This is a genomic window from Nocardia sp. NPDC051030 (assembly GCF_040683015.1).
Classification (GTDB): domain Bacteria; phylum Actinomycetota; class Actinomycetes; order Mycobacteriales; family Mycobacteriaceae; genus Nocardia.
On sequence record NZ_JBFBCD010000006.1, the window covers coordinates 191,262 to 213,290 of the forward strand.

Consider the following 22,029-nt stretch of genomic DNA (forward strand, 5'->3'; position numbering starts at 1 on the left):
ATCGGCACTCGCCGTTCATATTCCAGCAACTGGGTGGTTGCTCTAGGCTGAAAAAGTTGATGCCCGGAGGTTGTTGGTGAGTGGTGGAGGTGGTTCGTGAACGACCGGCTGCATTCCTATGAGGATCTGCTGACGACCGCCGCGGGCAAGACCGCCAAGGTGCGCGACGGGATCGAAAAGGTCGTGGACGCACTGGTTTCCAGCACCGACGGGCGCGGACAGCCGTGGGGTTCGGACTCCATGGGCAAGAACTTCGCCGACGGGCCCAATGGCTATCTGAAGAGCAGCAGCAACCTCATCGAGGGTGCGAACAATATGGCGGGCACGTTCGGCAACTTCTCCAAGGGCCAGACCGATGCCGCCGCATTGCTTTCCCGTATGGATACGGGAAATGGCGAGGGCTTCGAGTGACATGACCAACGAACGCGAGAAGTCCGACCTGCACGCCATTCTGGATGGTTTCGCCGACCAGATGCGCACCATCACCAAGTTGCAGCGCGAGCGGGCCGCGCTCACCGCGTCGGCGAGCGTGCGGAGCAAGCGCGTCACGGTGACGGTGAACGCGGACGGCACCTTGATCGACATCAAATTCGGTTCGGGCATAGAGGATCTCGACTATCCGGAGATCGCCAAGGCGGTGCTGGAGGCGGCGCAGCAGGCGTCCGCCGAGGTGGCGCGGCGGAGCCGGGAGGTGATGGCGCCGGTGTCGCAGACCCGCAATCGCCTGCCGAAGCTGGCCGACCTGATTCCGGGCATGCCGGACCTGAGCCGGGAACTGGCCATCCCGGAGCCGCCGGTGGTGTCGACCGCGCCGCCCAAGGCGCCGGAACGTATTGCGGCGGAACGTGCTGCGGCGCAGCCCGATCCGCAGGCCGAGGCGGCACAGCGACGCGGCGGGGCCACCGACTCCGGATGGTGAGTGTGCGCGCGGGGGCGGTCGGCCGCGAATGATCTATCTGCCCCCCGAACTCGAATGGCTCGGCTGGCTCGTCGGCATGGAATGGCCGGAGGGCAATGAAGACGAGATGTGGTCGCTGGCCGAGGACTGGCACACCGCGGCCGATGGTCTGCGCGACCAGCTTTCATCCATCGACGACGCGCGCTACGCCACCCTGGCCGCCTATGTCGACGGCCAGGGCCGCGATGAGATGGCCAATGCCTTCGATCTGCTGAGCGGCAAGATCAAGAAGGACGACAACACCTCCATTCCGGATCTGGCCGGGTACCTCGATCAGATCGGTGAATCGGCCTACGAGACCGGTTCGGAGATCGAGTACACGAAGCTCATGTTCTACTCGTCGCTGGTCCTGCTGGCGGCGGAACAGATTGCGGCATGGTGCTTTCCGCCCACCGCACCCGCCGTAGAAGCGGCGGCGATCGCGGCTACCCGCATCGCGGTCCGCATCATCGGCCGCCGCGCGTTGATGGCGATCGCGCGCGCGGCCGCCAAAATGGGCATCACGGCCATCGTGAAGTTCGCGCTCAAGCACATGATCATCGACACCGCCCTGGGTACCTTGCAGGACATCGGTGTGCAGGAGTGGCAGAAGCACGAGGGCCACCGCAAGAACGTCGACTGGACCCGCGTCGGCGTCACCGCCATCAGCTCGGCGGCAGGCGGCGCGGCGGCGGGCCCCCTGGGTGGAGTGATCGGCCACCACCTGCCCGGCACCATGAACCACTACCTGTCGTCGATGATCACCGGCGCAGGCGCCGGAATCGTCGGCGCGGGAGCCGGTTTCGTCGCCGCCACCGGCGCACAGTTCGGATTCGACGTCGCCCAGCACGGCTGGGATCAAGCAGTCGAGAACCTGAAGAACACCCAATTCGACCCCCGCATGTTCACCGCAGGCGTCTCCAACGGCGCCCTCTCCGGCGCGAATCACGGTGCAGCCCACAAGTTCTGGGAACCCCGCGTAGCGCGCATGCGCGCAGGCATCCCCGACATGGCCAACGTAGGCTTCCGCCCCGGCGCCGACGGCACCCACACCACCCCGGGCAACCTCGCCCACAACGGCGCATCCGGCGCGAACGGTGGGTCGGATGCGAATGGCGGGTCGGGCGCGAATGGTGGGTCCGGTGGCAATGGTGCGCACGGCGCGAACGGTGCATCCAGTGCCAATGGTGCACACGGCGGCGCGAGCCTGCACCCAGCGGGATCCACCACCGGAGAATCGGATTCCGGCACCCACCCCCGCACCTCCAACGACGGCACCGCCCCCCGCCCGGAAGCCCACACCGACGGCGGCGCAACCGTAGACACCCGCACCAACGACCGCGGCACCCCCACCGACGCCACCCCCGACGGCAACGGCACCCAAACCCACTCACCCGCCCCCACCACCACCCCCGAATCCCACCCCACCCCCGACCCCCGCGCCGACACCCCCCAATCCGCCTCACACCAAGCGACCGCCCCCGACCACGCCAGCCAGGTCGACACCGGAGTCCAAGCCTCCCCCCACGATTCCCCCGCCCCCGCCACCCACGGCCCCGACACCTCCACCGCCTACGCAACCCCGAACACCACATCCGCAGCCCCCGGCCCGTCCACCGCAACAGGTTCCGGCCCGTCCAGCACCACCACCGGCTCCGGCCCGTCCACCGCGACAACAGGTTCCGGCCCTTCCGCCACCGCCGGTCCCACCCCCGCGAGCGCGCCCGCCGGTACAAGCCCCGCCACTTCGGGTGCAGGCCCCGCCAGTGCAGCCGCCGGTGCAGGCCCCGCCGCCGGTGCCGCCCCGGCCGCCGGCACGGCTCCGGCGGCTGGTGCCGGTCCTGCTGCTGGTGCGTCCAATGTCGCAGCTGCCCAACATGGCGCAGGCGCTCCCCAGCACGCCGCAGGCGCCCCCCGCCCCGTCGACCCCCTCACCCCCCAAACCAAGCCCACCATCACCGACCCCACCACCTCTGGGGCAAGCGCCGCAGAAACCACCTCCCACCCAAACTTCAACGCCCCCACCGAGCACCGCGCGCCAACGGATACAGAATCCAACGGCTCCCGCCTCAAGTCCGACGCCCCCTCCGACCTCCCACCCACCCGCGACGAAGCCGCATCGCCGCGTGATGAGAACGCGCCGTCGCGCGAAGACCACCCATCGCGCCCCGATGAGGCCGCTGTGTCCCGCGACGAGAGCCCGTCGCCTCGCGACGATTCCACTCCGCTGCGTGACGAGGCGACCACACCCCGCGATGAGGCCGTTGCGCCCCGCGAGGAGAGCCCGTCCCCCCGTGACGAGTCCGCTCCGCCGCGGCGAGACGAGGCGACTTTGCCTCGTGACGAGAGCCGGTCGCCTCGCGGCGAGTCCGCCCCGCTGCGTGATGAGCCGTCAGCGCTTCGCGACGAGCCCACCGTGCCGCGTGATGAGAGCCCATCGAACCTCGATGAGCACACTCCGCTCCGAGGCGATGGCTCGTCATTGCATGATGAGGGCGGCGTCCCGCGTGAGGAGAGCCCGTCCTCTCGTGATGAGTCCACTCCGCTGCGCGACGACAGTTCGCCACAGCGGGATGACGTTGCGTCGCCGCGTGATGAGAGGTCGGCGGAGCCGGACGAGCTGACCGGGCCGCGCGCCGATGAGGGTGCGGGGCGGGCGGATCGGTCCGAATCGCCTGTTGGGGAACATGATTCGGGTATGCCGAAGGCGCCGTCCGATGGGCGGACGCCGGGTGAGGGGGATGGGTCGGCTAGGCCGCGTCCGGTAGATGCTGAGCATTCGGATGCGGGGCAGTTGAAGGCTGAGGACGATTCTTCGGGTCGTCGTCCGGGTGATGATGATCGGGCGCGGGGTGATGACCCGGATGTCGCGCTGCTGGTGCCGTTGCATCCGGTGGGGGATGGCGCGATTGCCCGTGGGGCGGATGGGCCTGAGCGGCGTACCGCCGGTGGTACGCGGGAGCCGGATGTGGTTCATGCGGGTGACGGGCCGGATGGTCGCGTGCCGGAGGGTGCGGCTCCTGAGCATCGGAGTGGGCGGCCCGATCGGGGCGATGGGGCCGCGCCGCATCCGGGCAGGCTTGACGAGTCGTCGGAACTTGGTGGGCAGCAGCGGGATTCGAATCGATCGGAGCCGGATGCGAATCCGGACAGGTCGGATCGTGGGCGTTGCGGCGAGCTGGCGTTGCGCTTGCTCAAGTCGATCACCGGCAACGATTCGATCCGTATCCCGGAGCGCGAGATCGGCCCCGAGGGCATGTCGGCCTCGGAGTTGGTGTCGGATGCGGGCGGCAAGCTGCGCACCTTCGACGGTCACGACGCCATCGCCGATCAATTGCGCGAGCTGGGCCCGGGCTCGGCGGCCCTGGTCATCGACCATTACGCCGGTCCCGCCGACGAGCACGGCGTCGGCGCACACGCCTACCTGCTGGTGAACGAGGGCGGCGAACTGGTCGTCAAGGACCCGGGCGCCGGACTCGATCACGGCTATCCGCCGGTCGTCCCGCGTGAGACCCAGGGCACCCACGCCGTCCTCTTCAAGGCCGACGGAACCGCCGTCGACCCCTTGAAGGAGCAGGTCCGCCACGCCCTGAACCCGGACGGCCACCCCCACCCAGCCCCATCCCATCCAGACGATCCGCCCGAGGATCCGAACCGGCCCGATGGTGTTCGGCCGGATGAGGCTCGCCCGGAGGGGATGCGGGTGGAACCGGACCGGCTCGAGTTGGCTGCGTCCGAGCCGCGGCCGACTGCCGCGGATGCGGAGGGGCCGGAGCATTTCGACGGGAATGATTGGGTTTCCGAGGACAAGCCGCCGCATGTGGATGATTCGAATGATCAGCCTGAGCGGTGGGATGGTTCGGAATGGAAGGTGGACGAACCACACCGGATCGAGGACTCGTGGACCGGGTTGGGCCGCGACGAGATCGTTCCGGAGTTGGAGCGGCGCTGGCCGGATCTGGATGCGTCGGGCTTGAACAATGGCTTGGCGGACACGGAGTCGATCCGCGAGTTCGCGCGCGCGATCGACGACATGATGACCCGCTTCCCGAGTACCGATTTGCGCCGTATCGAAATCGGCCCGGTCGAGGATCCCAACGCCTACGCGGTCGCTCAAGGGCGGTTCGACGCCGACCACGTCTTGCACAACGACCGCATCGTCTTGAACGAGCTGTGGGCCGCGGATCCCAAGGCCTTCGCCGCGGCTGCCCGGAACGATGAGGCCGCCGACTTCCATGTGCCGAATTCGGCTGAGCGCCCGGTGTATTCGACGATCGTGCACGAGTTCGGGCACGCCATGGATTTCGGCTCCCAGCGCATCTCGCAGGACGACGCCGTCTACGCCCTGGTCGACCACTTCATTGCCACGCGTGGTGAAACCGAGGTCCTGCCTTTCCTGGAGTGGATGTCCCAGCTATCCGACTACAGCTTCAACAAGGAGAGCGGACTCAACGCGCCCGAGGCCCTGGCGGAGGCGCTCACCGATGTGATGTTGAACGGTTCCGGCGCGAGCGAGCCCGCGAAGGTGCTGCACAACCTGCTGCTTTCGCACGCCGCGCCCGACGCCGTAATCCCGACCTCGCACGAGATCGCGGCCGACCACATCCGCCCCGTCCCGGACCACAGTCCCCATGCCGACGACACGTCCACTCCGCCATGGGGAACCGGCTGGTCCGCCGTCGACGTCGGACCCGAGTCGCCCCACCTCGCCCACGATGCGACACCCGATGCGCCACGCTCGGAGCCTTCAACCCCGCCCCGCGCCGCCGCTGCGGGCGATTCCGAGATCACGTCCCCTTCTCGAGGTTCCGGCCGAGACGGCGAGACCGGCGGCCCGTCCCCCCGCCCCCGCCCCGACGAGTCCGGTGCCGATCACCACCCGGACCCGAGCGAGGCAGGCAACGGCAAGCCCCCGAACGACCCCCCACGCACCCCCGCCGCCTCCGACGACCACCCGGAGCGCCCTGGCGAGAGAAACTCCGACCCCTCCACCGACCCCGGCAACACGGTCCCACGCGAACTCCACCCGGAGACTCCGCCCGGCCGCACCCCCGATGCCGACCCGAATCCGGCTGCCGCACAAGACCCGACGCACCGTGACCCGGGCGCACAGGACCTCGGCCACGAGCCGACCATGCGCGACCCGCAATCCCAGCCGCCCGCGCATGAGCCGATTTTGCGTGATCCGGCCACATCGGGTGACAGGGATCCTGAGACTTCGGGTGAGCATGGTCCGAGTTCGGAGTCACATGAGCCGACGTTGAATTCGGCAGAGGCGCAGGCGAATTACGATCGGTTGTTGCAGCAGCGCAAGGAGATGGCGCGGGAGCTGGAGTTCTGGCGGGCCAAGCGGGATGACCGGGTCGGGCGTTTGGGCGATGTGGGGGATCCGGAGGAGGCGCTCGGGTCTCGGGATGGGTTGGAGCGGACTGTAACTCGTTTGGTAGACGAGTTGGGTGTGCGATCCATCGAGCTTGCCGGAGCTGGCGATGAGAGCCCGCAGCATGTGCGGGAGCCGGTGGGCCGGGAGGAGCTCGGGCACCGTCGCGAAGCGTTGCGCAAGCTTGTCGAAGCCGCCGAGAAGGTGCTCGGGCTTCAGGATGAGATTGCCCAAATCGACAGGCATCTCTCGGATTTGGAGCATCGCGGCGATATTGTCGGCCGCCCGATGCCTGCCGAGTTGCAGACCGAGCACAGGCGTATGGCGCAGGAGCGCGCCGAGGAGCTGTTGCGGATCAAGCCGCGCCGCATTATGCGCGACGATCTGGCCACTCGTCTCGGCGTGACGGACGAGCATGGCCTAGTAGACGAGTCGGCCTTGAGTCATGACCGGCTCGACGCCACCATCGACGACCTGCGCACCCGTTTCCCCGAGGATGCCGACGCGATCACGGCACTGCGCGACGCCGCCGACGATGTGAACCAGGCACACAACAAGATCGGCCGCATTCAGGACGAGATGGAGCGCGCCTCCGCCGCCTACCGCCAGCTGGCCGAGGCCGAAGGCGCGCGCATGCACACCGATCGAGTGGCTCTCGTGGGAGGCGATCCGAAGCGGATCATCGTGTACGGCCCACGTGACGAGCTCGGTCATCCGCGCGCGGATCATGATGCGGCCCTGGACTTCGCGGTCCAGCATGTCGGCGATATCGCCCGCGCCATGGCCGATCCGAATACGAAGATCGAATACAAGCAGGTGCGCGGCGACCGCGAAGGCAATCGCGATGTCGTGGACCTGCCGCCGCCCACGGTCGATCACCTGCACGCCGCCTGGCCCGGTGGCGGCCCTGGTCGCTTCGACATGGTGAGATGGCGTGACGCGGAAGGGAATTGGCATCATGTCGATCCGAGCCGCCCGGATCATGAAACGAATCGGCCTCGCAGTGATGCCAAGGAGAAGGCCGCGATCAAAGATGTTGCGGACCATGTCAAGGACCGCACGTACGAGCCGAGGGTCCTTCCCGAAGGCCTGAGCAGCTGGGCGACGGATCAGGGCCAGGCCGAGGTCGAGGGCATATTCATCGACCCGGCTCAGGGTGAGCACGGTGTCAACTCGGATATGCTCGAGAAGATCCCCGGCGGCGATCCGGTGACCTTCCCGGGCCAGGAAACGTACGACCTGCCGTATCACGGCGCGATTTCTCAGGTGATGCGCGTGTTCCTGGAGGTCGCGAAGGGAGCTGGCTTCACCTGGTTCGGCGACCCCGAGCATCCAGGCAAGATCCATCCGAAGTTCAAGGGCCATCCGTGGTTCAAATCGCGTGCGCCCGAGGTTCAGCCGATGGTGCGCGAGTGGACTCCGCAGGAGCACGTCGCGGATGAGCGTTCACCGGAGCTCAGGCAGCAGAAGGCGGACGATGCGGCGCGCTGGGCGGAGGTGCAGGCATGGGCCGATGCGGAGTACGCCCGATTCCGCGCCGACGACAGCGATGTCGATGCCATCGCGGCAGGATTGGACGCTTACCGCCAGCGCGTGGACACCGGTGTCGCCGATTTCATCGACCGGATCCGTGACCAGCTGGCAAACCACCCGGATGCCGACCCGGCCGAGCTGATCGCCGATTTCGTCGGTGAGCGTCGCGGCGAATTGTCCGAGGACGTAGTGGATCTCGCCGCCGACCTGCGGCAGGCGCTCGGTCAGCTGGACAGCCATGACCGTGAGACGGTGGCAAACGCTGTCGCCGATGGTTTGCAGGCTGCCGCGGATGCCATGGTGCCGCCGGAGTTCACGCACGAGGAACTCCAGCAGATCAAGAACCATCTCATGCGTGACGAGCTGTTCTCGGTCGATCCGATCAATGGACAGCTGGAACGCCGCCCACTGGATGCGGTCGCCGATGTGGCCGAGGCCTGGAACCGCCTCCAGGCGGGCAACCCGCACCCCTCCGATCTCCTCCTGCTGCAGGACGCCCTCGCCGAGTCGAACTACTTGCGAGACAACCCGACCGCCACCTGGCGAGCAGCGAATGCCCACGCCGCCGCCGCGGACGGCTACCACTGGGATGCCGCCCGCCCGCCCCTCACCGACGACCGCGCAGGCATCAAATACGAACCCGCCCCCTTGCCGGAGGACAACTTCCTCCCACGCCGCCCGGAACCCGACACCTGGAAGCCGCCCCCGGGCTGGCGTCTCGACGGTGACACCCCCGAGCTGCCTCATGGCGGCGATTCGAACGGCGATACTCAGGCGCTGCCGCGTGGCGGCGACCCGGACGGCGACACCCAGCCTCTGCCGCGTGGCACTGACCCGGATGCCGAGACACAGGTGCTGCCTCGCGGTGACGGGCGGGAAGACCGGTTCGAGCGGCTCGAAGCTGAGCACGCCGACGTGGACGCTCGCATTGCGGCTGAGCGCGCCGCGTGGTTGCGCGAGGCCGCCGATGCCGAGTCCAGCAGTGACCCCGATAGTTTGGCGCTGCGCCTGCGGGCCGATGAGGCGGAGGTCGACGCACGAATCGCGGCCGACCGCGCGGACTGGTTGTGGGATGGCCTCGGCGGCAGGCCGGACGAGCCACCGAATGCCCCTGCACCCCACCGTGATCCGCAAACCCCGCCGTCAAGTGGCGAGTCCGAATCACTAAGCCGAGACGGCAACACCAAGCCCCTCGAGCAACCTCGAAATGACGGCACCACAAGGCCTCTCGAAGCGCCGCGACCCGAAGACACCACCGATCCCCGTGCCGACGACACCGCCCGAGTCGACGGCCCCGACAGGTTCGAGCGGCTGGCTGCCGAAAACGCCGACCTGCTTGCGCATATCGACGCCGAACGCGCCCGAGAGCTCCGCGAACTCGCCGACGCCGACCCCTCCGACACCCCGGACGCCAAATACGCGCGCTTCCAGGCGGATATGGCCGAATTGGAGGCCCGGGGCTCCGCTGCCGACGCCGAACGACGGTGGGAAGACGCCGGTGGCAGGCAGCGTCCGGATTCGGACCCTGTCGACCCGCCGAACTCCGATGGCTTCGGCCCGCACCCCGACGACCCCACCGGCGGCGCTCCCGCCAAGCCGGAAGGCCCCAACCACCCGGGGTCCGACCCCGCCGCCGCGGACCGCGCCGGACTGCCTCGCTCCGACAAGGCGCTGCCCACGCACGACGAGCACGGTGGTCCCGAGTTCTTCGACGGAAGTGGCTGGGCCACAGACGATTCGCACACGACGAATGACTCGAATACGACGGAGCATCCACATCAGGACGATGTCTTACAGCCTCCCGAAGACACTTCGGCCAATTTCGATCCGGCCGAGCACGACTGGTCGCCGCGCCCGGATGACAGCTGGTCGCAGCTGGATCGCGACGGGATCGTCGATGAGCTGAAGGAACACTGGGGTTTCAAGGACGTAATCGGCTTCGACAACCCGAATGTCGATGTGGAAGTGCTGCGCGAATATGCCCGCGCCGCAACCGATATGAAGGCTCTGCACGGCTTCGTCGATCTACGCATGCTGGAAGTCGGCCCGACCGATACCCCGGGCGCTTATGCCGAAACGCATCCGGGCTCCGACGCCAATGGCCGGAATTACACCGCGAAACTCGTGCTGAGCGACAAGTGGGCGACCAACCCGGAGGCCTTCCGCGCCAGCACGAGGCTGGACGAGGAGTCCTCCTTCCACGTGCCGAATTCCGGTGACCGCCCGATCTACGCGATCATGGTGCACGAGTTCGGCCACGTCCTGGACTTCGCCGGTCAGACGCTGGCGCGCGCCGACGTCGACAGCACGCTGTTCAACCACTACAAAGCCAAATACGGTGAGGTCAAGACGATCCCGTATCTCGAGTGGCTGTCCCAGTTGTCGAACTACAGCTTCGAGTCCGGCGGGACCAACCACCCCGAAGCGCTGGCCGAAGCCTTCACCGATGTGATCCTGAACGGCGAGAACGCGAGTGAGCCCGCCCAGGTGCTCTATCGACTCCTGGTCACGCACGCCGAGGACGCCTACATCCCGCCGTCCGCGGCCGGTGAAACTCCGGCCTCCCACCCGCACCTGTCCGAGCATGCGGCCGAGAACCACTCCATCCCCGAGCCCTCGAACGCCTCCAGCGGTGAGCGTCCCGGCACCGATCCCGCCCGACAACACTCCAACCCCGAGTCGGACGGTGAGACCCCCGAGCCGAGCGGCGCAGGCGACGGCGCACCGCCGAACGAACCCCCCAGGGCCCCTTCATCATCCGACCCGGACGAGAACAGCGCCTGGTTCGACCGCCAGCAGGCCATCCAAGCCGACTGGAGCGCCCGCGAGGACGCCAAGAACGCCGCCTGGCTACGCGAACTTGTCGACCGCCATCCACCCGAAAGCCTGGATCGCCGCTTCGCGGAACTCCGCGCCGACAACGCCGAAGCCCTGGCCCGAATCTCCGCAGAACGTGCAGATCACCTGTGGGAGAACGCCGGTGGTCGCGTGGAAGAGGCCACCCCGCCCATCGCTCACGATACGACCTTGCGTGATCCGGCCGCATTGGGAGAGCCGACACCGCGTGACCCGACTGCGCCGGAGCCGGGGCATGAGCCGACGCAGCGTGATCCGCAGGCGCAGCCGCCTGCGCACGATCCGGCCGCATCGGGCGAGAGGGATCCCGATACCTCGGGTGAGCATGGTCCGGGGTCAGAGCCGCATGAGGCGACGTTGAATGTGGCTGAGGCGCAGGGGGATTACGACCGGCTGTTGCAGCAGCGGAAGGAGATGGCGCGGGAGCTGGAGTTTTGGCGGGCTAAGCGGGATGACCGGATTGGGCGGTTGCTCGATGCGGGGGATCCGGAGGAGGCGCTCGGGTCACGGGATCGGTTGGCGCGGACTGTTACTCGGTTGGTTGACGAGTTGGGGGTGCGGTCGGTCGAGATCGCCGGGGCCGGTGATGAGGGGCCACAGCGTGTGCGGGAGCCGGTTGGTCATGAAGAGCTGGAGCGTCGGCGGGAGGCGCTGCGCAAGCTTGTCGAGGCTTCCGAGCGGGTGCTCGGCTTGCAGGACGACGTCGGGCAAATCGACAGGCGTCTACAGGATTTGGAGCATCACGGCGATATCGTGGGGCGGCCGATGCCTGCCGAGTTGCAGGCCGAGCACACGCGGTTGGCGCAGGAGCGCGCCGAGGAGCTATTGCGGATCAAGCCGCGCCGCATGATGCGCGACGATCTGGCCACTCGCCTCGGCGTAACGGACGAGCACGGCCTCGTCGACGAGTCCGCGCTGAGTCATGAGCGGCTCGATGCGACCATCGACGACCTGCACACTCGTTTCCCCGACGATGCCGACGCCATCCGCGCCCTGCGTGATGCCGCGGACGATGTGAACCAGGCGCACAACAGAATCGGCCGAATCCAAGACGAGATGGAGCGCGCCTCCGCCGCCTACCGCCAGCTGGCCGAGGCCGAAGGCGCACGCATGGTGACGGACCGGGTCGCCATCGTGGAGGGCGATCCGCGCCGGATCATCGTCTTCGGCCCGCGTGATGAGCTCGGGCACCCGCGCGCGGATCATGATGCGGCGCTGGATCATGCGGTGAAGCACCACTCCGATATCGCACAGGCGATGATGGATCCGGATACGCGCGTCGAGTACAAGCAGGTGCGCGGCGACCGCGAAGGCAGCCGGGATGTGGCGGAGCTGCCGCCGCCGACGGTCGATCACATGCATATGGGCTGGCCGGGTGGCGGAGAACGCCGCTTCGACAGCGTGAGATGGCGTGATGCGGAAGGGAATTGGCATCACGTCGATCCGGGCCGACCGGACCGGGATTATCACGTGGCCGATCCGAAGGCGATCGCGGACGGTGCCAAGCGCCGCAAGTACACCGCCCGCGATCTGCCGGAGGGTGTGAGCGGCTGGGCGGTGGATCCGACCCAGGCGGTGGTCGAGGAGATGTTCGTCCATCCGGGTCCCAACGACCACGGAGTCGACAAGGATCTGCTCCCGAAGATGCCCGGCGGCAAACCGGTGATTCCCCCGGGCATGGAGACCTACGATCTGCCGTTCCACGGCGCGGTGTCCAACCTGATGCGCGTCGTGCTGGAAGTCGCGAAGTTGAGCGGCTTCACCTGGTTCGGTGACCCCGATCATCCGGGCAAGATCCATCCGGGGTTCAAGGGCCATCCCTGGTTCAAAAAGCGTGCGGGTGAAGTACAGCCGATGGTGCGCGAGTGGAATCCGGTCGAGCACACCGACGACACGGAACGCTCACCGGAGTTCAAGAAGCGCAAGCTGGAGGAGGCCGCGCGCTGGGCGGAGGTGCAGCGCTGGGCCGACGAACAGTACGCCCGATTCCGTGCCGATGACACCGATATCGATTCCATCGCAACAGGACTCGACGCCTACCGCCAGCGGGTGGACACCGGTGTCGCCGATTTCATCGACCGCGTCCGCGAGCAGCTCGTCAACCATCCGGATGCCGACCCCGCCGACCTGATCGCCGACATCGTCGGCGAGCGTCGCGGCCAAATGTCCGACGACGTACTGGATCTCGCCGCCGACCTGCGTCAAGCGCTCGACCAGTCCGACAGCTACGACCGCCAGTCCCTGGCGAATGTGCTCGCCGACGGTCTGCAAGCCGCCGCGGATGCCATGGTGCCGCCGGAGTTCACCCACGACGAACTCCAGCAGATCAAAAACCACCTCATGCGCGACAACCTGTACTCCCTGGACCCGGTCACCGGACTCCTGGAACGTCGCCCCCTCGACGCGGTAGCCGACGTCGCGGAAGCCTGGAACCGCCTCCGCTCCGGCGACCCCCACCCCTCGGACCTCCTGCTCCTGCAAGACGCCCTAGCCGAGTCGAACTACCTGCGAGACAACCCAACCGCCACCTGGCGCGAAGCCAACGCCCACGCCGCCGCCTCCGACGGCTACCACTGGGACGCCGCCCGCCCACCCCTCACCGGCGACCGCGCCAACATCAAATACGAGCCCGCCCCCCTGGAAAAACCCACCCTCCTCCCACCCCGCCCAGAAGCCGACACCCTCGAACTGCCCCCCAACGGCGATCCGAATGGCGGCCCCCAGGCGTTGCCGCATGGCAGTGACCCGGATGCCGAGACACAGGCGCTGCCCCGTAGTGACGGTCGCGAGGACCGGTTCGAGCGGTTGGAAGCCGAGCACGCCGACGTCGACGCCCGCATTGCCGATGACGCGAATGATCCTGCGTACGAGCACCATCCGAATTGGCGTTCGCACCTGCCGAAGGTTCCCCGTGACTTCGACGTAGACATGCCGGACTACACCCCGGAACCGCCGCGCCAGCCCGCCCCGTGGACCCCACCCTCCGATCCGGTGGATCCACCGCACAATCCTCCGCAGCCGCAGCCGCAGCCGCAGCCGCAGCCGCAGCCGCAGCCGCAGCCGCAGCCGCAGCCGCAGCCGCAGCCACCTCATCCGACGGCTCCGCCGCTACCGACGGTGCCGCAGCCACCGCATCCCACGGCTCCGCCTGTCCCAACTCTGCCTCCGGTGCCGACTCCTCCGGTGCCGACGCTGCCTCCGACTCCGACTTTGCCGCCGGTGCCCACGGTGCCGACCCCGACCTTGCCCACGGTGCCGACACCGACTCTGCCGACGGTTCCGACTGTGCTTCCAGGCGGATCGGGTGGGCCGTCGAGCGGGGGTGGCACCACTCATGGCGCTTCAGGTAATCCGGGCAGTGCATCGCCGCATGTTCCCGGTGATACGACCGCCCCGAATGGTTCCCGGGAGCCATCTGTAACTGGAACTCGGGATGTCGGCGGGCAGCCGTCTGCTCCCGGCGGCCCAGGCGTTCCGGGGCATCCGCCTGTGCTGGGGGCTCCTCGGGAGCTGTTCGCACCGCATGTTCCGTCTGTGCCCGATGTTTCGGGCGGGCCGGTGGTGTCGAGTGGCGATCCTGTGGCGGCGGGGTATCCCGGTGGGATGCCGATGATGCCTTCGGCGGCGAATTCGGGCGTGGGGAGTGGTGGGGCGAATGCTCGTGCGGGGCAGCGGTTTCCGCGAGCCTCGTCTGCGCCGGTCGGTGGTGGGCAGGTTTATTTGCGTCTGCATTCGGGGTTTGGGGATTTCGCGATGTTCGATCCGATGACGGGGGAGTTGCATTCCGCGCCCGCGTCGGCGTCGGTGCCGGGTGGTGTGTATGACGATTTGGATGGGGTGCGGGTGGTGTTCTATCGCGGGCAGTTCGGGCTGGCTTTGCAGGTTGGTGGGCAGACGATCGCGGTGGATCAGGTGGGGGCTGATGTTTTGTGGGAGCGGGCCGAGCACGGGTTCAACAGGTTGAGGGTGCAGGTTGCGGGGAATCCGTACTGTGACCTGCGGTATCGGGCGGTTGCGACGGATGCCGATCTGGGGCTGTTGATCCGGGATGTGCTGGCGGATCCGGTTCGGCGGGCGCGGCTGTTCGGGTGAGTGAAGTGCTGTGAGTTCGCCGATTTTTATGGTTTCGGCAACCACCCGGTCGGCTTCGATATGTGATGCTGAGGGTTGGCTTTCGATAGACGAGGAGGGTGGACGTGCGTAGTGGCCGTCCGGACGCGGAGCAGTTGCGTCGCAATTTCGAGTCCGTATTGAGTGCTGCCCTGCAGGGTGAGGGTGTGCGCAGCGAGACGGGTCTGGACTCGCCGACGCAGGATGCCCTGTGGGCCATTGCCCGTGCCCATCCGAATGCCTCGGACGATTTGATCGCCGCCGCCAGGCAGTCCCTCGCCGACCAGTTGGATGGCACCAATGCCGCCCGCTGGCGTGCGAATCTGGACCGCATGATCGCCGAGCAGTCGTGACCACGTCCCGCGAATTCAGCGAAACCCGCACCGGTGAAACGGAATCGGCCGAATCCGCCCCCGACATCGGTTTCAGCATGGAGCCGCGTGAACCCGCGGCCGCCGAGCTCGATACCCCCGAACGTGCCCGCCGCCTGGCCCACCGCATCGCCCAGGAACTGATGCAGCTGGGCCCGGAGGGCTGGCGGCGCGTGCACGCCGCGTTCGCGCTCACCGCGGTCGGCCACCACTCCCGCGTGATCTTCTCCGATGATGACGAACGCCAGGCCCGCGTCCTGCCCTCGGCCGAGGCGCTGGATCTGGTTGCCGCGCATCGCCGTCTGTCCGCCGAGCTCGGTGACGGCCCCTGGTGGCGGCTCGAGCTCGAATTGACCGCCGAGGGCGGCCTGACCGTCGATCACGACTACGGCGACGAGCCCTTCCCGGATGATCAGATCTTCGCTCCCGAGGACTATCTGGCCGACCTGGAGGCCTATCCCCGCTCCACCCTGCCCACCTGGCTGGCCGCCTATGTGCGCCAAGACAATCGGCAGTCCCGCACCGCGCAGCAGGCCGCCGTCGCCGCCCGAGCCGATGCCGAATCCGGCTACCTCCCAACGGTTTCGACGGACGATTTCCCGGATTTCCCACTGCTGTGGTCCCGTTGGTCCGCCATTGCCGCCGCCTTCGTCGCGGTTCGCTCGGAGTGGGGCCCGCGTGTGCTCCCGTCCTTCGGCTGGTTCGAGGGCTCCCGCCGTTCCGGCTCTTCGCTCTACGCCCTGCCGGGCGGCCGCGCGGTGCTTTCCGGTGGCGTATGGGACGCCCCCGAACTCGAGGCCGCCTACAACGGCAAGGCCCCCCTGCCGCGCCTGTACAAGGGCGCTCCGGAATGGGTGGCGAACCCGGTGCTGAACACCCGCGCGGGCGGCGGCCTGCTCACCTTCTGCTACTGGTGGGAGCGTGGCCGCTGGTATCGCGGCGAGTCCCCGTCCGCGGCCGATCTCGCCCCGGCCGTCCCGGGCATGTGGACCGCCGCCACCGTCATCGACGTCATCTGCGGCCTGCTGGCCGACGAGCCGACCGAGGAGCAGCGCACCGCGGTCACCGAATTCGTCGCCGCCGCCGAACGCCGTGATGTCACCCGCCCGGTCTTGGCCGAAGCCTTCGGCCCCACAGCGGATCTGGACGCGGCCAACTATCAACTGGTGCTCGCCGGTGTGGCCCGCAACGGCCCGGATCCGCTGCCCGAGGCCGAGGCGATCGAGTCGGTCCGCCACCACTTCGCCACCACCGGAACCGATTCCACCGGCTATCCGCTGGATCTCTTACGCGCCGATCGACTTTCGGTCGGCTGGCTGGTGTACGTTCCCACCGAGCCCGGTGAGATCGCCGTGCAACGCTCCCTGTTCTATGTCGCCGACGATGGCGTCGTGGAATCCGCGACCTCGGCCACCCCGCCTTCGGTCTACCTGCCCGGGTTCGAACAGCGATTCCGGCAACGGCATTCGTAGATTTCACTCGCTCGGGCGGAGAGCCGACTGGGGTGCTCTATCTTCGATGTGATGCTGAACTGGGAGCCGAACGTGGTTGGCGGAGGTGGGAAACCGATGGGCGACGCCCCGATCGTGGTGAAACTTGTGGTGGAGGGTTGATTCGGTGCATCGAAGCTGGTCCTTGACCGACCTGGAATTGCTGGCGCTGTGGGAGGAGTTGGGGGAGCAGTTCCTGCCGGACCCGCTGAAGTTCGGCCGCCGCACCGAATTGTGGGATGAGCATCTGGCGCAGGTGCGCCACGCGCGCGAGGCGCTCGACCGGGATCCCGCCCTCGAGGAGGCCCTCGCCGCGGTGCATGCCGCGGATGTGCGGGTGGAGTTGCGCGGCTGGGACGATCGCGAATGGCAACTGCCGGAGGGCACCATCCGAGTGCTCGGTGCGCGGCGCGGCGACCTCGGCTATCTGCTGGTGCAGCAGCCCGGCGAAACCGGTGTGCACAGCGGCGGTTTCACCATCACGGAGTTCTACGCCGAGGCGCTGGCCGACGAGCTGGTGGCGGTGCTTCCGGAGGTGACCGCGGGCCGTGGTCGCGATATCGTGCTCGCCGATCCCGAGCACACCGACGATTTCGAATACGCCTACGACCTGTCCCCGGCCCATGAGACCGCCGAGGGCACGGTCGTCGATCGCGCCGCGGATTTCCTGGCCGTGCCCGCGACAACCGCCGGAACCATCGATGTGGTCCAGGGCCATTCGGTATTCGGCCCGCGCGGCATCGTCCGCTACCGGCTGGGCTACCGCGATGTGCAGGGCGACGGCCGCTATCTGATCACCAACGACGTTCCTCCGGTGGCGACCTCCGCCGACCGCAGGAGAGTGAGTACGGCCATCGACACGCTGATCTCCGAGGTGCTCATCGCCATCGACGACGAGCGAGTCTGAAGGGTGGTCGAGGTCATGCGGTTGCCGATCGCATTGGGGCGTAATAAGTTCGGACGGATTAGCGGCCGGAGTAACCAGGCGTTCACCGCCCGTCGTTACCCTGATGCCCGCCGCAGGGCCGTGTCGTGGTCGAGGGTAGGAGCGTGACGTGAGTACCGAGAACCCTTGGGAGGGATTGTCCCGGGAGGCGCACGCCGGCGCACTCCAGTTCAATCCGGGCGCGGCCGATGCGGCCGCGACAATGGCCGCGGATGCCTCCTACATCCTGGGTGTGCTGAAGAGCAACGCGAGCAAGTTCGAGACGCATAACGTTTTCGGCGGCACCGCCCCGAACCAGCCGTCCACGACACTGCCGTCGGCTCAGGACCTCATGGCCCGGTTCAACCAGCAGGGCCGCAACTTCGGCGATGTCGTGGGGAAGTACATCGAACTCATCGATTCGATGGCCGACACCCTGATCTGGGCGGGCAAGAAATACAAGTCGGTCGACGAGGATTCCGCGAAGGCGTTCGGCCGCTACAAGGATGGCGCGAAGGCACGGATCGAGAGCAGTCTCCCGTCGGCGCTGCATGTTCCGACGGAGGCTCCCAAGAACAATGTGACGTTCAAGAAGGAGCTGGAAGGCCTGCTCGGTGGCCCGCTGGGGGATTCCGGACTGCCCAAGGTGAGTGGCCAGAAGTATGGAGACCCGATCGGCGCCGAAAGCCCCTACGGCCGAGGCGTCGAGTGGTTCCGCGGCATCCGCAATACGCTGGCCCCGGAGTTCCTCGGATCGAACAGCCAGCTCTGGGAGTGGGCCGCGGTCAATATCGCGGGGGTCTTCAATCCGCTTGCCACGCGGCTGGAGACCATGGCCACCGACGGAGATTGGGCGCATTCCAAGGGGCAGCAGGGCGCTCTCGCGGCGGTGAACAGCTTCAAGGCCCAGTCGCACGACTTGGCGGTGGATCTGGCCGCCCTGGCCGCCACGGTGCTGAACACGCAGGAATGGATGATCTCGTTCCGAGGCGGTCTGGCCGAATTACAGGGAGCTTGGTCCAGTCAGCAGGCGCGCGACGACGCACTGGAAAAGACGTGGACGACGGCCTTCACCAATATCTACACACCGAATCTCACCGCCTCCAGCACGGCGATTCCGAAGCTGACCGATCCCACGGCGAAGCCGCCGGCTCGGACCGACGGCGGAGGCGGTGACGGCGGTGGCGGTGGCGGCACCGGCACCGGTGGCGGTGGCGGTGGAACCGGCCGTGGCGGCGGTGGCGGCGGCTCCGGGATCGACCCCAGCAAGCTCGGGATTCGATCGGCCACGCTGCCGGACGGCACCAAGATCAACCCGGACGGCACCAGGACCAATCTGGACGGCACGAAGACGAATCCGGATGGCACCAAGGCGAATCCGGACGGAACCAAAACCAACCCGGACGGCACGAAGACCAATCCCGACGGCACCAAGACCAACCCGAGCACAACGAACCCGAGCGGCACGGGCAACTCGAGCAACTCCTCGAGCGGCTCGTCGGATTCGAGCTCGCTGCTGAGCGCGCTCCAGCAGGGTCTGTCGGCGCTCACCTCGACCACCTCGACCTCACCCACCTCGACGTCGCCGACGACCACCTCGCCGACCACGACGAACCCGGTGTCCAGCCTGCTCAAGGATCTCGCCAAGGACATCAAGGGCGGCGGCGGTGCGGGCGGCGGCGGTGCGGGTGGCGGTGCCCCGAAGGACACCACCCAGCGCCTCTTCCCGCGCGCGGCACTCACCGCCGAGACCGCGGAGACGTCGACCGCGGGCATCCGTACGGGTGTCGCCGCCGCGTCCACCGGCACCGGCATGGGCGGCGGTATGGGTGGTGGCGGCATGGGCCCGATGGGTCATGGCGCGCAGGGTGGCCAGGGCAAGGGCGAGCACAAGCGCCCCGAATTCCTGGACTCCACCGAGTATTTGGAGGAAGCGATGGGCGAGGCCCCGATCGTGGCGAAACCAGTGGTGGAGGGCTGAACCGATGAAGATCGACGATATCCCGTTCCCGACCGAGTTCACCATGGCCTCGCGCACCGGTTCCATCGTGGTCAGCACCACCGAACAGGGCCTGCCCCGCGCCATTTCGGTGGAGCGCGACCAGTTGCGCAATGATCCGGAGCAGTTGGCGGCCGAGATCCTGCGCCTGTGCAAGCAGTCCGCCAATCGCGCGGGCCTGGAGCGGCGGGCGCAATTGCGGGCCGCGGGATTAGCGCCGGAACTGCTGGCGTTGACGGGATTGCCGACCGTGGAAGAGGTGACCCGTCAAGAGTTCGTGGAGGAGCAGGAGTACGAGACCGAGCCGGACAGCTGGTTGCGCCCCATCTGATGGCCGGATTCGGGGCTGTTCCGGCAGCGAAAACCCCAGTGTGACAGCCTGTTCCGGTTTCCAGTTGATCACCGTAGGATCATCGGATGTTCACCGGCCGTGCTCGTAGTTGGTAAAGGCTTTCCTGTGCCGGGTGAATCCTCGCTCTGTATAGTTCATTTCGACTTGATCTTCCTGATGGAGTGGGTCCCATGAGCAAACTCGTTGCAACGCCGGACGCGATTCGCAGTTACGGTGACGCCTCGGCCGCGATGGCCTCGACCGTCGCGACCGCCGCCGCCGCGGACCAGTCCGCCACGCTGGCGGCGGTCATCCCGGTCTTCGGCCTGATCGGCCAGGACTTCCTGCTGAGTTTCGTGGGCGCGCAGGGCAATCACATTGCCGCCACCGCCGAACTCGCGGCCGTCTACGCGGGCACCGCGGTCACCGCGCACCAGGCCGCCGCCACCTACGAGGGCGTCGACGGCCACTCCGGTGGCGACTTCATCGCCCTGTCGCGGGAGCTATGACCACGCCGTCCGACCCGGGCTCACTCGATTCCGCGGTGTCGAATGTCATGACCGGCACCGCGCTCGGGTCGGCGATCAACCGCCCGATCAATGACATCCTCAGCGATATGGGCCTGCCCTCGCTGCCCGAACTCCCACCCGCCCCGGTATTCCCGGATCTCCCGGCACTGCCGACCCTCGACCTGTCCGTGCTCACCCGCCCGCTGACCGATATGGCATCCGCGTTCGGCAGCGGCGAGCTGACCAAGAATGTCGACGCCACCAAGGTGCTGGAGGGCGTGCAGAGCGCGCTGTCCACGGTCCTGCAAATGGCGTCCACGCTCATGTCGCTGGCCTCCTCCTGGGAGGGCTCCGGCGCGAGCGGTGCGGGCGAGAAAAGCGCTGCGGCAGAGACGAACGCGGGCCAGCTGGGCGTCCAGAATGTGGAGCAGAAGACCGTGCTCACCGGTGCGGCGACCACCGTGGCCACCGGTGCGGCGACGATGGCGGGCATCATCACCAAATTCGTCACCGGCGTCACCATTTCGGCCCCCTTCCTGGTGACCCCGCCCGGACAGGCCTTCCTGCTGTCGCTGGCCACCGAGACGGCCGCCGAAGCCACCGCCGTCACCGCGCAGACCCGCGTGGCCTTGACCGGTCACAGCGCTCAAATGACCGCGGCGGGCCAGAAGGTCAATGTCACCAGCGCCCCGACCAGCGGGGACTCGCTCTCTCAGGTCACCCAGCTACTGAGCCTGATCTCGCCGCTGTCCAGCGTGGCGAGCTCCGGCGTATCGGCCGTGCAGCAGCTGCAAACCATCGCGAACCCGACCACCACGACGACGGACGACACCACCGAGATCACTCCGCTCTCGGAGACCGTCGATACCTCGGGCGGCGGCACCGGCGGCATCCCGATCAACACCCTGTCCGCCTCCACCCAGCTGAGCCAGCTGGGCACCCGCACCATGAGCGCGCCCCCCGGAAGTGGCACCCCCACAGCCGATCCGGTCCCCGCCGCCCGCGGCGCGACCTCCGCCCCCGGCGGCATGGTCCCGCCCATGGGAGCCGGTGCGGGCCTGGGCCACCGTGCGGGCGAAGCCGACGATTCCGGCGAGGTCCGCACGAACTTGGTCACCGGCGAACACGGCGACGAGGTAGTAGGCGAACTCGGCAACACCGGCGTCCCCGTGGTCGGCGCGGTAGGAAACCAGGCTCCGCGCACCACACAGTGACACGGTAGTATGCCCTGAACGGGAGGGAAGGTGACCGAAATGACCATGGGGAGTGTGCGTTTCGACGCAGCCGCCGCACTGTCCGCCGCGGCGGACCTGGATGCGCTGGCAGATCGCCTGGAAGCGGCCTTGTCCGCGGACCAGCCGGCACTGACGGTCTCGGCCGCAGGAGCCGACGAAGTCTCGGTGCAAGCCGCAAGCACATTGACCGAAGTAGGCGCGTCCTTCGCCGACCAAACCGGCTTGGGCGTAACCGAACTCCGCAAGCTGGCCGCCGCGGTCCGCGCGCAGACAAGCACCTTCAATCAGGTCGAGACGGACAGCACCACCGATTTCACCAACCTGACGAATCACTGACCCACTTCACCCACTTT

Annotated in this window: 11 protein-coding genes; all 11 read left to right on the top strand. The window is 67.7% G+C overall.

Features of this window, described 5'->3' with window-relative positions; genetic code table 11:
* The first annotated feature begins 96 nt into the window (after nt 1-96).
* Nucleotides 97-411 carry a hypothetical protein gene (locus AB0N05_RS21765; protein ID WP_364697035.1) on the top strand — a complete coding sequence of 105 codons (315 nt, stop codon included), beginning with the start codon at nt 97-99 and terminating at the stop codon, nt 409-411.
* Between the two features lies 1 nt (nt 412).
* Entirely contained in the window at nt 413-919 is a 507-nt protein-coding gene (locus AB0N05_RS21770) for a YbaB/EbfC family nucleoid-associated protein (protein WP_364697038.1), read from the top strand.
* Nucleotides 920-947: 28 nt separating this feature from the next.
* Nucleotides 948-14,798, top strand: a complete 13,851-nt coding sequence (locus AB0N05_RS21775) for a toxin glutamine deamidase domain-containing protein (RefSeq protein ID WP_364697041.1) — start codon at nt 948-950, stop codon at nt 14,796-14,798.
* 104 nt (nt 14,799-14,902) lie between these two features.
* The gene (locus AB0N05_RS21780) at nt 14,903-15,169 is read left to right on the top strand and encodes a hypothetical protein (protein WP_364697044.1); all 267 of its coding nucleotides are present in this window, start codon (nt 14,903-14,905) and stop codon (nt 15,167-15,169) included.
* On the top strand, nt 15,166-16,659 hold the full coding sequence (locus tag AB0N05_RS21785) for a hypothetical protein (RefSeq protein WP_364697047.1): 1,494 nt from the start codon (nt 15,166-15,168) through the stop codon (nt 16,657-16,659). The genes AB0N05_RS21780 and AB0N05_RS21785 overlap by 4 nt, the downstream gene beginning before the upstream one ends.
* A 145-nt stretch (nt 16,660-16,804) precedes the next feature.
* Nucleotides 16,805-17,584, top strand: coding sequence for an ESX secretion-associated protein EspG (locus AB0N05_RS21790; RefSeq protein WP_364697049.1), 780 nt, complete (start codon nt 16,805-16,807; stop codon nt 17,582-17,584).
* Nucleotides 17,585-17,732: 148 nt separating this feature from the next.
* Entirely contained in the window at nt 17,733-19,583 is a 1,851-nt protein-coding gene (locus AB0N05_RS21795) for a hypothetical protein (RefSeq protein WP_364697051.1), read from the top strand.
* A gap of 4 nt (nt 19,584-19,587) precedes the next feature.
* Nucleotides 19,588-19,932, top strand: coding sequence for a hypothetical protein (locus AB0N05_RS21800; RefSeq protein WP_364697054.1), 345 nt, complete (start codon nt 19,588-19,590; stop codon nt 19,930-19,932).
* 191 nt (nt 19,933-20,123) lie between these two features.
* On the top strand, nt 20,124-20,441 hold the full coding sequence (locus AB0N05_RS21805) for a type VII secretion target (RefSeq protein ID WP_364697057.1): 318 nt from the start codon (nt 20,124-20,126) through the stop codon (nt 20,439-20,441).
* Entirely contained in the window at nt 20,438-21,655 is a 1,218-nt protein-coding gene (locus AB0N05_RS21810; RefSeq protein ID WP_364697060.1) for a hypothetical protein, read from the top strand. Before AB0N05_RS21805 ends, AB0N05_RS21810 begins: the two co-directional genes overlap by 4 nt.
* A 39-nt stretch (nt 21,656-21,694) precedes the next feature.
* The gene (locus AB0N05_RS21815) at nt 21,695-22,012 is read left to right on the top strand and encodes a PE family protein (protein ID WP_364697063.1); all 318 of its coding nucleotides are present in this window, start codon (nt 21,695-21,697) and stop codon (nt 22,010-22,012) included.
* The last annotated feature ends 17 nt before the right edge of the window (nt 22,013-22,029 follow it).

Coding starts and splice junctions, on each gene's coding strand:
- AB0N05_RS21775 (WP_364697041.1), top strand. CDS start 948: ATGATCTATCTGCCCCCCGAACTCGAATGGCTCGGCTGGCTCGTCGGC.
- AB0N05_RS21810 (WP_364697060.1), top strand. CDS start 20,438: ATGACCACGCCGTCCGACCCGGGCTCACTCGATTCCGCGGTGTCGAAT.
- AB0N05_RS21805 (WP_364697057.1), top strand. CDS start 20,124: ATGAGCAAACTCGTTGCAACGCCGGACGCGATTCGCAGTTACGGTGAC.
- AB0N05_RS21800 (WP_364697054.1), top strand. CDS start 19,588: ATGAAGATCGACGATATCCCGTTCCCGACCGAGTTCACCATGGCCTCG.
- AB0N05_RS21815 (WP_364697063.1), top strand. CDS start 21,695: ATGACCATGGGGAGTGTGCGTTTCGACGCAGCCGCCGCACTGTCCGCC.
- AB0N05_RS21770 (WP_364697038.1), top strand. CDS start 413: ATGACCAACGAACGCGAGAAGTCCGACCTGCACGCCATTCTGGATGGT.